Raw genomic sequence first — 10,052 nt, forward strand, 5'->3', positions numbered from 1 at the left:
TTGCGGGAGCCGGATTTGAACCGACGACCTTCGGGTTATGAGCCCGACGAGCTACCAGGCTGCTCCATCCCGCGCCTATATATTTTAAGTCTATCGACTACTTAATTTAATCTCTTAAGTTAGAGTTTACAGTAACCTTAAACCTCTAGAGGAAATTGGTTGCGGGAGCCGGATTTGAACCGACAACCTTTGCTGGCTAATGAAGAGCTGAGACCGACGAGCTTTTCTTTAACTAGCATTTTTACAGTAACCTCAAACCTCTAAAGGAAATTGGTTGCGGGAGCCGGATTTGAACCGACGACCTTCGGGTTATGAGCCCGACGAGCTACCAGGCTGCTCCATCCCGCGCCTGTATGTTTAGAGTCCCAGAGCCGGATTTGAACCGACGACCTTCGACTTCAGGTTTAAGCAGTCCGGCGAATGATTTATCATTCTGCTCCATCCCGCGCCTGTAATTTCTTTGTAACAGTATCGTGTTATTCACAAGCCTGTTTCGAAGAGAGCGCTATAATATAGGAATAAACCTATAATGCAAGGTTTTACTAATTAAAAACGTTTAAGTGAACAAAAACCCATCAAAAGGCGGTTATTACACTAATCGCTGATGTGGGTTTATCATTTTTTGCCACTCCCAATCGGGATGCCCCATAACAATAAAGTCTGGGTTTTCTGTGCTTTCCCTTTGGTTATAGGTCAGAGGGTTAAACTCAGCATCGGTAATACACCCCCCCGCCTCTTCAACTATTACTTGTGATGCGCCAGTGTCCCATTCACCAGTGGGACCAATTCTTAAAAAGCAGTCAGCTTTACCTTCAGCAACAATACAAGCTTTAAGCGAACATGAGCCTAAAGCCACCGTTGCAAATTGCGCATTTAAATACTGACTCACGGCTTCTATTTTTTGGCGGCGACTTACAGCCAAAGTTAAACTTTCGGGAGGTGCTACAAATATTTGTTTATCATGCTCGCCTTTACGCTTAAACGCCCCATTATTAGCGGTAGCAAAATAGGTCACGTCTTTTGCTGGCCAATGAATCACTCCCAATACAGGATGATTATTTTCTATCAGCGCAATATTAACGGCAAAGTCGCCGCTTTCTAATATAAATTCACCGGTGCCATCCATCGGATCAAGCAGCCAATAGCGTTGCCAGTGCTGCCTGTCTTCCAATGCTGGGATCGGCGTCTCTTCTGACATAATAGGAATATCGGGAGCTAGCGCTTTTAAGCCAGCAACAAGTACATCGTTTGCGGCTAAATCTGCTTTAGTAACTGGCGTACTGTCTGATTTTTCTTGTTGACCAATATCATCTTTTTTATAAATAGCCATAATTGCATCACCTGCACTTTGGGCAAGTGTTATGCATGGTTCAAGTAATTTATCCATTAGTCGCTCCTGAGGCTAAGTACTTATCTAATAATAGCAGAGCGGCAACACTACGTGCTTCAGTAAAGTCAGGTTGTTCTAATAGCGACTGCCACTGCGCAAGTGGCCATTTAACAAGCACTAATGGCTCTGGCTCATCCCCTAATAGGGTTTCAGGGTATAAATCTTTAGCAAAGAGGATATGCATAGTGGCATTGAAATAACTAGGCGCCATAGTGACCGTTTTAAGTGCTTCAAAGTATTCTGCACCAAAGCCAATTTCTTCTTTGAGCTCTCGGTTTGCCGCTTGCTCAGGTGTTTCACCGGGGTCAATTAATCCTTTAGGGAAACCTAACTGATAGTCATTGGTGCCGGCGCAATACTCTCTAACGAGTAGTAGTTCGTTTTCAGCTGTGATGGGTACAATCATAACGGCTCCACGGCCACCGCCGCGAATTCGTTCATACTGACGCTCTTCGTCATTTGAAAATTTTAGTTCTAAAGACTCCACAGTAAATAAGCGACTTTTAGCGACAACATTATTACTGAGAATTTGTGGTGGTGTTGGGTGCTTTTTCTGTGTCATGGGCATCAATTTGCTATCATTGCAGTTATACTAATCATATACCCAAATGAGTATAAGATGCGAGTTTCAGTTTGAATTAAAAGCAATTTAAATGCAGAGTTAATCATAAAATATCTTACCCGTAGTTAAGGTTAAATATTTATCTGCCGTTATTGAATTCGCCCTTAATATTTCATCATTGGGAATATGTTTTTAGAGTTCAATTAACAGAGCCCATTATATTTCGCTTGCAAGCATTTCATCGCAACGTAATCATTTAACGCCTCAATTTCCACAAGGATATATCATGCTCAATTGGTCAAAAATCGATACTGTATTACTCGACATGGACGGGACTTTACTTGATTTACATTACGACACTGACTTTTGGCTCAATGTTGTTCCACAACAACATGCTCTGGCTCAAAATATCAGTTTTGAGGAAGCCCGCGCAGATATCTTAAAACGCTATCAGGCTGTGAGTGGCAAAATTCAGTGGTACTGCTCTGACTATTGGGAAGCACAGCTAAACTTACCTATTCTCGAATTAAAGCGTCAATCTGCACATTTAATTAAAATACGTGAAGATGTTCCGCATTTTTTAACTGAACTTCGACGTGCAGGTAAAGAACTCATTTTACTTACCAATGCTCATCCAGAATGCGTAATGCTTAAATTTGAACATACCGCTATTGATAATTATTTAGACGGAGTGGTGTCAACGCATGAATATGGGGTAAGTAAAGAGCAACAAAGTTTGTGGCATAAGGTTCAAGGGGATTTAGGGTTTGATAAACGCCGCACATTATTTGTAGATGACAGCTTACCGGTATTAAATGCCGCACGAGAATACGGCATTGAGCATTTACTTGCGGTTGCTAACCCTAATAGCCAGCAACCGCATAATGTAATAGCCGATTACTTAAGCGTCACCGATTACCGTAAGCTTATTTAGGGTAACGCGCTACTAGGCCTTGATATACCTGTTTTGCAAAATCTACATGCTCAGTATCAAGGCTTTTAACTACTTCAACTAAGTGTTCGTTATCTTCTTTGCCATGCCACACTTTAATGTAGCTACCCTCTTTGTAACCATGATCCTGACGGAAGAAGTTCAGCGTATTTTTACCCACATAGCCACGATATAAATCATCAATATCCATACCGATTTGTGCCATACAACCGGCAAAAGCAGCCGCATTAAAGGTTTTATTGGCAACCGCACTGGCCGCTAATAGCTCAAGGGTTTGTTTGAAGTCATCACCTTGTTGTGGGGCGCTCATTTGAGTTTGTAGCTGCGTAGCGATTTGCTCGTAGCTGGTCTTACCGTCGATACGTAGCGATAAACCAAAATGAAAAATATCAACCAGCTCTAAAATTACTTGTTCAGTATCTGGCGTTTGTTTTTTCCACCATTTCCAACCGTAATGATCCAGCATTTCTGCACATTCAACCCAAATAGCTCTATACCACTCAAAGCCTTGACTAAACCATTGCTCATGTACTTTGGTATTCATGGCATTTTGCATTTCTAGCATAACAACTAGTTTGTTTAAATTCGCAGACATACTGGTTCCACTGTTGGATTTATAATTAGGGTAATAATACAGATAATATAACTTAACGACCAGCCGAAAACTCATGCCATGAGTTGATCAGGTCAACAAAGTCTTCAAAACCACAACCACTGCTTAAATCATTCTCTTCCAGCATGAGTTCATCATCTTGGTAGGCTAATATATCTTCGTTATCTTGATGCAACGCATGCGCTTCGAATAATGCTTCATCTTTAGAAAGAATTAGGTCAATTTCGTGGCCTTTAAGTGTTAACGGTTCAAAGCTTGAACTCACCGAGCTAATAAGTGCTTGTACCATCGCGACTTTTTCTTTGCCAATTTCTTCGTTTAACCAGCGGCCAATTAGGGCATGTTCGCTGCTTATTTTAATTCTTAACCCACTAATAGGGTCGCGAATAAATTGGTATTCCATAACTTTATTCCAGTACTGTCAATGCAACAGATTATAACCTAATCAGCTATGAATAATGAAAGCCAGATACAAAAATAGCGCCATAAGGCGCTATTTAGTATCATCAATATAGCTAACCGCCTGAGCGATAGCGTGCAGCATCAATAATTGCCCATAAATGGAACACGGCACCGATTACGGCTGGAACAACTAAAAACCATAGCGCATAACCGCCAAAAACCAGAATTGCAAAAACAAGTGCCGCTAAAATACGGCCCTGCACCAACTGCCCTAAACCGGGGAAGAAAATATTACATAATGCTGCGATTACGTTACCGCCAGAACCTTGTTGAGACATACTCACCTCTGTAGTTTAATTAATTTTGTATTTGTACTTATTATTTATACTTACACACTTTATGCCAATTTATTAAAGCTTACAAATCATGTAGTTAAATTATTACGAATTTATCAGTTTAGTATTTTTTGCCAAAAATAGGTCAAATTAGCAATTTTAAATAGGTATTTTAATTACTTGCTCAGTTTATACTGTTAACTATTCAACAACTTAAATACGTATTTTATAAATAGCTGTTTATAAAAACAGTATTTTATTTAGCCTAACAAAAACACCTGTTATACTGCCCCCATTATTGATTGAAAAGGCGTAACGATGGACGTTTCTGAATTACTCGATGGCTTAAATGACAAACAACGCGATGCCGTTGCAGCCCCACTACAAAACATGCTGGTATTAGCAGGTGCTGGTTCGGGTAAAACACGTGTTTTAGTTCATCGTATAGCGTGGTTAATGCAGGTTGAGCAAGCTTCTGCTTATAGTATTTTTGCGGTTACCTTTACTAATAAAGCCGCTAAAGAAATGCGCACGCGAGTAGAAGAAACCTTAAAAGCACCAGTCGGTGGTATGTGGATTGGTACATTCCATGGTTTATCACATCGTATTTTGCGCGCTCATCACCGTGAAGCAAACCTACCAGAAGCCTTTCAAATTTTAGATTCTGATGATCAGCTAAGAATGATCAAGCGCCTATTAAAATCAATGAATATTGATGACAAAAAATGGCCTGCTAAACAGTTTGGTTGGTATATAAGCGCTAAAAAAGATGAAGCTCTGCGCCCTAAAGATATTCAGGCATACGATATTAACGAGCAAATGATGCTGCGTGTTTACGCGGCCTATCAAGAAGCTTGTGATAGAGCGGGCCTAGTTGATTTTGCAGAAATATTACTACGTAGCTATGAGGTTCTTAAAAATAACCCAACCTTGCTGCGTCATTATCAGCAGCGCTTTGCGCACATGCTTGTAGACGAGTTTCAAGATACCAACACCATTCAATATACGTGGTTAAAACTACTTGCGGGCGATACCAGCAGTATCATGATTGTAGGCGATGATGACCAAAGTATTTATGGTTGGCGCGGCGCAAAAATAGAAAACATTAAACGCTTTTTAACTGATTTTGACGCAGAGACGATTCGCCTTGAGCAAAACTATCGCTCGACTGCCACTATTCTTAAAGCCTCAAACGCGTTAATTCAAAATAACTCCGAGCGAATGGGTAAAAGTTTATGGACCGACGGTAACGACGGTGAACCTATCTCTATTTATGCTGCTTTTAATGAGCTAGATGAAGCGCGCTTTGTGAGTAGCAAATTACGTAGCTGGCTTAATGCTGGTAACGCACTACAAGATGCGGCTATTTTATATCGTAGTAATGCGCAATCACGGGTACTTGAAGAAGCGATGCTACAAGAAGGTTTAAAATACCGAATTTATGGCGGTATGCGATTCTTCGAACGCCAAGAAATTAAAGATGCTCTTTCATACTTACGCTTAGTGGGTAACCGCCAAGATGATGCGGCATTTGAGCGTGTTATTAATACGCCCGCCCGCGGCATTGGCGATAAAACATTAAGCCATATACGTGACTGCGCTCGCGCTGAATCTTTGCCGCTTTGGTATGCTGCTAAAGCCATTGTAGAGCAACAGCATTTATCGGGTCGCGCTTCTGGAGCGGTTGCCAAGTTTGTCGAACTTATTGAGCATATTGAAGATAAAATTAGTGACTTAACGCTGCATGAGCAAGCTAAATATGCCATTCAAACCTCAGGGTTAATGGCAATGTATCAGGCTGAAAAAGGTGAAAAAGGCCGTGCTCGGGTTGAAAACTTAGAAGAATTAATTAGCGCCTGCGATCAATATGAACTCCCTGAAGAGGAAGAATTTAGTTCACCACTACAAGGCTTTTTAGCCTACACCTCGCTTGAATCAGGTGAAGGGCAAGCTGATGAACATGAAGATGCGGTACAAATGATGACGCTTCACTCAGCTAAAGGCTTAGAGTTTCCGCTGGTATTTATGGTCGGTGTTGAAGAGGGCATGTTCCCATCACAACAAAGTAATGAAGAAACGGGCCGTTTAGAAGAAGAACGCCGTCTTTGTTATGTAGGTATGACCCGTGCTATGGATAAACTGTATATAAGCCACGCAGAAAGCCGCCGTTTATATGGTCAAGAAAAATACCACAGCCCATCGCGTTTTTTACGTGAAATACCCGAAGACTGCGTAGAAGAAATTCGCATTAAAACACAAGTCTCAAGACCGCCTGCTGCAGGGCGCTTTAGTGCATCAGTAAGCCATGCGGCATTTGAGGAAAGCGGGTTTAACTTAGGTCAACGCGTACTGCACGCTAAATTTGGTATAGGCACGGTGCTTAATTACGAAGGCAGCGGCGCACAATCGCGTGTACAGGTTAACTTTGACGACTTAGGTAGTAAGTGGTTAGTAACAGCTTATGCAAGACTACAAGCCGTTTAACCGCGTTATAAAGCATCTGCAACAGCAGCTAACGAATGCTAAACATCGTCAGTTACTGTTGCTTACAGGCGATAAAAATTGGTGTTATGAGCAATGCACTCAGCTGCTTGCTCAATTACAGCAACCCTCTTTTGTTCTTTCTAAAAACACAAATTTAGTTAATGCACATTGGCCAGAGCATACCCATCAAATTTTAGGGCAAGAGTGCGCCCATGCTGTTTATGATGGCTACAGTGGACTGGTGCCAGATAAACTAGCAGCCTTAGCGGGCGTAGTTCAAGCGGGTGGCTTTTTAATTGTATTACTTCCAGCGCTCGAATCACTTGAACATTGGTGCGATCCTGCGCTGCCATTATTTCAATCATTTGGACAAGCGTATCAATACAGCTTTTTTAATCAACGTTTAAAGCACTTACTGAGCAGCGCCTCCTTATTACATTTTAATCAACAAGATGACTGGGTTACTCTTGCCGACATTGATGCATCAGCAGGTACAATAGATTTTACCGAGCAACAACAATGTGTTGAATTAATAAAAAAAACCGCACACGGACGGGCAAATAGACCATTATTGATTAATGCTGATCGGGGACGGGGGAAATCAGCGGCGTTAGGGATTGCCGCAAGCGAGCTCAGCGATAAAAAAATCCTCATCAGCTCTATGCAATTTCGCGCATTGCACAGCAGCTTTAAACATTTAGCAAACGCACTTAATTTGGAGTATCAAGCAGGCAATAAATGCATTGCAAACATGCAATATATTGCACCTGATCAACTACTTAACGAACAGCCTGAGTGTGACTTGCTATTAATTGATGAAGCGGCAGCAATCCCTGTTCCAATGCTCATAAAACTACTCCACCTTTATCCTCGCGTGGTATTTTCAAGCACCATGGTTGGCTATGAAGGCAATGGTCGCGGCTATATTCTAAAGTTTACTCGCTACATTAAAACGCATTTTAAAAATATGCGCAGTATGACTCTTGAACAGCCTATTCGCTTTGCAAAGCAGGACCCATTAGAGCAGCACATTCGCACGTTATTAGCCTTAGATGCTGAACATCACAGCCTCACCTTACACTCTACCCCTTTGCAATTTAAGCAATTACAGGCACATCAACTTGCTAGTAACGAGTCACTACTTTATCAAGTGATTGGGTTGCTAACGCTGGCACATTATCAAACCAGTGTGAATGATTTACGCCACTTACTAGACGCCACTAAACAACATGTATTTGTTTGCCAACAAGGTGATAATATTCTCGGTGTCTGTTTAATTGCGATTGAAGGTGGATTTAATGCTGCCATGAGCAATGAAATAGCACAAGGAAAGCGTAGGCCTCAAGGTCACTTAATGGCACAAACGCTAGCACAATTGAGTTTTAATGCTGATGTTTTAAAACAACACTGCGCCCGCGTGGTGCGTATTGCTATTGATCCACAGCATCACAACAAAAAAATAGGCACGCAGTTACTTAAATACTGTGAACAGCAATTGCAGAGCGAGTGTCATTGGTTTGGTGCCAGCTTTGGTGGCAATGCGCAATTACTCAGTTTTTGGCAAAGTAATGGCTTTGATTTAGTTAAACTCGGTTTTCAAAAAGATAAGGCAACGGGCGAGCACAGCGCATTAGTTGTTAAAAGCTTAACTAAAAGTGAGCAACTAGTAGAGCAATTAGTAGCACAGTTCGAAGCCGATTTCCCTTTGCAACTACTCGATCACTATAGTCAGCTTGATTATCAACTGGTCGCGAAAATTGTCTCTCATTTTAATACTCATACCGACAGTATCACTGAGCAATCAAGATTAAAGTCTATGTTAACAAGTGACTACCAGCTTTTTAATATAAAACCATTACTCTGGCGACGTTTTTGGGCATTGCCGTATAGCTTGCCAACCGATGACGATAATTTCCAATATGTTTTTATTAGGCTAGTATTACAAAATTGGACACCGAAAAATATCCAAAGTCAGTTAGGTTTGAATGGCACAAAGTCATTTAATACATTATTTAAAAAGGCTGTAAATAATTGGTATGAGCGCATTTCGCATAATAGTAAACCTTAACATTGTCCTTATAGCATTAGTGCTTGGGCAAACTTTCGCGCGTGCCGAGCAAACCAACGACAAAGTAATTAAGCTGGGCATGTCTACTGCACTAACTGGTCCTGCTAAAAATATTGGCCAATAGTTATATAAAGGTAGCAGCGTTTATTTTGACAAAGTTAATAACGCTGGCGGTATTAATGACGCTAAGGTGCTACTTTTAGTTGCTGACGATCACTATGAACCCAAACAAACCGTTAATAATACTCGTGAGTTTATTTACACAAATAAAGTTGATGCCCTGTTGGGTGCCAAGGGTACCCCAACCAGCCATGCAATTATACCTTTACTAAAGCAAGCTATAACAACGAAGCACAAGAACAAATCAAATACCTCGTTGAAGAACATAAACATACTAAAATAGGGCTGTTTATACAGGCTGACGAATTTGGCTTATATGTAGAATCAGGGCTAAGAGAAGCACTCGCTAAATATAGCCTTACACCGGCAATAGTTGCTCGCTACAAACGCAATAGCCAAGAAGTGGAGTCAGCACTTATGAACCTCTCTCTGAGTTTATTAATAGCGCCCAAAAGCAAGGGTTTAATCCTGAATATACTAGCGTTTCGTTTGTACCCAGCTTTGACTTATTTGATGAAGTAAACTCACCATCAAATATTATGGTAACGGAGATTGTTCCAAACCCACTAAATTGTAACGATAATTTTTTTACTGAGTTTTCTGCCGATATGCAAGCGAGCAACGAGTCGTCTTCATTTTGAGGGCTATATTAACGCTATGGCATTTAGCAAAGCAGAAGATATAAAACCTCTCGATAAGTTAACTGAAATAGGCTTTGATATTGATCCACAAACAAGAAATATGATGCATGGATTAATTAAGCTAGCCGATAAACACAGCGTACTTATTGATCCAAGCGCTATATTTAAACCCAAAGAACTTCAAGCTTCTAACAACACACAAGAGCAGGAAACCGAAGCCTATGGACTGTTCTAAGCTAATTGTTTGTTATAAACAACACTTAATAACAAAAGTTCGGTTAGTAGGCTTTAGGTGTACTAGCTTTAGGCGCTTATTATTTTCCTTTTACCTTTCACCTGCGTTTTTACTTTCCTGCAGACGTAAAAAAGCCTGACTATTTCTAGTCGGGCTTTCTTTAATTTGGAGCCTGGTAGTGTCGTGGTGCCCACAGCGGTAAAGAGCCACATAGCAAATGTATAGAGTCGGCATTAGGCGCTTATTATTT

General features: G+C 41.0%; 8 protein-coding genes, 2 tRNA genes and 1 pseudogene. 4 read left to right on the forward strand and 7 right to left on the reverse strand.

The genetic code is table 11. The annotated features are described in order from the left end of the window. The 4 genes from MTN97_RS09855 to nudE all read right to left on the reverse strand — a co-directional run bounded on the left by MTN97_RS09855 (position 1) and on the right by nudE (position 1,952). Positions 1 to 74: transfer RNA gene (locus MTN97_RS09855), tRNA-Met, on the reverse strand. 197 nt (positions 75 to 271) lie between these two features. After that, positions 272 to 348 (reverse strand) — tRNA-Met (locus MTN97_RS09860). Positions 349 to 589: 241 nt separating this feature from the next. After that, a complete protein-coding gene (gene cysQ, locus MTN97_RS09865; protein ID WP_036980876.1) occupies positions 590 to 1,387 on the reverse strand; it encodes a 3'(2'),5'-bisphosphate nucleotidase CysQ in 798 nt (265 codons plus the stop codon). Beyond that, the gene (gene nudE, locus MTN97_RS09870; protein ID WP_024601288.1) at positions 1,380 to 1,952 is read right to left on the reverse strand and encodes an ADP compounds hydrolase NudE; all 573 of its coding nucleotides are present in this window, start codon (positions 1,950 to 1,952) and stop codon (positions 1,380 to 1,382) included. The genes cysQ and nudE overlap by 8 nt, the downstream gene beginning before the upstream one ends. Positions 1,953 to 2,238: 286 nt before the next feature. On the opposite strand from nudE, the gene yrfG reads away from it, so the two are divergent. After that, complete coding sequence (gene yrfG / locus MTN97_RS09875; RefSeq protein WP_069440199.1) at positions 2,239 to 2,886, forward strand: GMP/IMP nucleotidase; 648 nt, start codon at positions 2,239 to 2,241, stop codon at positions 2,884 to 2,886. Here the strand turns inward: yrfG and MTN97_RS09880 are convergent. The 3 genes from MTN97_RS09880 to MTN97_RS09890 form a co-directional block, all read right to left on the reverse strand. Next, a complete protein-coding gene (locus tag MTN97_RS09880; RefSeq protein WP_036980873.1) occupies positions 2,879 to 3,499 on the reverse strand; it encodes a dUTP diphosphatase in 621 nt (206 codons plus the stop codon). The genes yrfG and MTN97_RS09880 overlap by 8 nt on opposite strands. Before the next feature lie 52 nt (positions 3,500 to 3,551). Further along, on the reverse strand, positions 3,552 to 3,920 hold the full coding sequence (locus MTN97_RS09885; RefSeq protein ID WP_036980872.1) for a YacL family protein: 369 nt from the start codon (positions 3,918 to 3,920) through the stop codon (positions 3,552 to 3,554). A 112-nt stretch (positions 3,921 to 4,032) separates the two neighbouring features. After that, positions 4,033 to 4,257, reverse strand: a complete 225-nt coding sequence (locus MTN97_RS09890) for a hypothetical protein (protein ID WP_013463755.1) — start codon at positions 4,255 to 4,257, stop codon at positions 4,033 to 4,035. Between the two features lie 315 nt (positions 4,258 to 4,572). Here MTN97_RS09890 and uvrD point away from each other — a divergent pair, with 315 nt between their 5' ends. From uvrD to MTN97_RS09905, 3 genes and pseudogenes are all read left to right on the forward strand, one after another. Beyond that, positions 4,573 to 6,738, forward strand: a complete 2,166-nt coding sequence (uvrD, locus tag MTN97_RS09895) for a DNA helicase II (RefSeq protein WP_248474290.1) — start codon at positions 4,573 to 4,575, stop codon at positions 6,736 to 6,738. Continuing rightward, positions 6,716 to 8,806, forward strand: coding sequence for a GNAT family N-acetyltransferase (locus MTN97_RS09900; protein WP_248474291.1), 2,091 nt, complete (start codon positions 6,716 to 6,718; stop codon positions 8,804 to 8,806). The genes uvrD and MTN97_RS09900 overlap by 23 nt, the downstream gene beginning before the upstream one ends. Continuing rightward, positions 8,775 to 9,802 (forward strand): annotated as a pseudogene (locus tag MTN97_RS09905) (ABC transporter substrate-binding protein). Before MTN97_RS09900 ends, MTN97_RS09905 begins: the two are co-directional and overlap by 32 nt. The last annotated feature ends 250 nt before the right edge of the window (positions 9,803 to 10,052 follow it).

It is taken from the genome of Pseudoalteromonas sp. 2CM36K, from assembly GCF_023161865.1.
Classification (GTDB): domain Bacteria; phylum Pseudomonadota; class Gammaproteobacteria; order Enterobacterales; family Alteromonadaceae; genus Pseudoalteromonas; species Pseudoalteromonas tetraodonis.

Bases quoted from the DNA above. Each gene is read 5' to 3' on its own strand.
- MTN97_RS09885 (WP_036980872.1), bottom strand. From the start codon at position 3,920: ATGGAATACCAATTTATTCGCGACCCTATTAGTGGGTTAAGAATTAAA.
- cysQ (WP_036980876.1), bottom strand. From the start codon at position 1,387: ATGGATAAATTACTTGAACCATGCATAACACTTGCCCAAAGTGCAGGT.
- MTN97_RS09900 (WP_248474291.1), top strand. From the start codon at position 6,716: ATGCAAGACTACAAGCCGTTTAACCGCGTTATAAAGCATCTGCAACAG.
- MTN97_RS09880 (WP_036980873.1), bottom strand. From the start codon at position 3,499: ATGTCTGCGAATTTAAACAAACTAGTTGTTATGCTAGAAATGCAAAAT.
- uvrD (WP_248474290.1), top strand. From the start codon at position 4,573: ATGGACGTTTCTGAATTACTCGATGGCTTAAATGACAAACAACGCGAT.
- nudE (WP_024601288.1), bottom strand. From the start codon at position 1,952: ATGACACAGAAAAAGCACCCAACACCACCACAAATTCTCAGTAATAAT.
- yrfG (WP_069440199.1), top strand. From the start codon at position 2,239: ATGCTCAATTGGTCAAAAATCGATACTGTATTACTCGACATGGACGGG.
- MTN97_RS09890 (WP_013463755.1), bottom strand. From the start codon at position 4,257: ATGTCTCAACAAGGTTCTGGCGGTAACGTAATCGCAGCATTATGTAAT.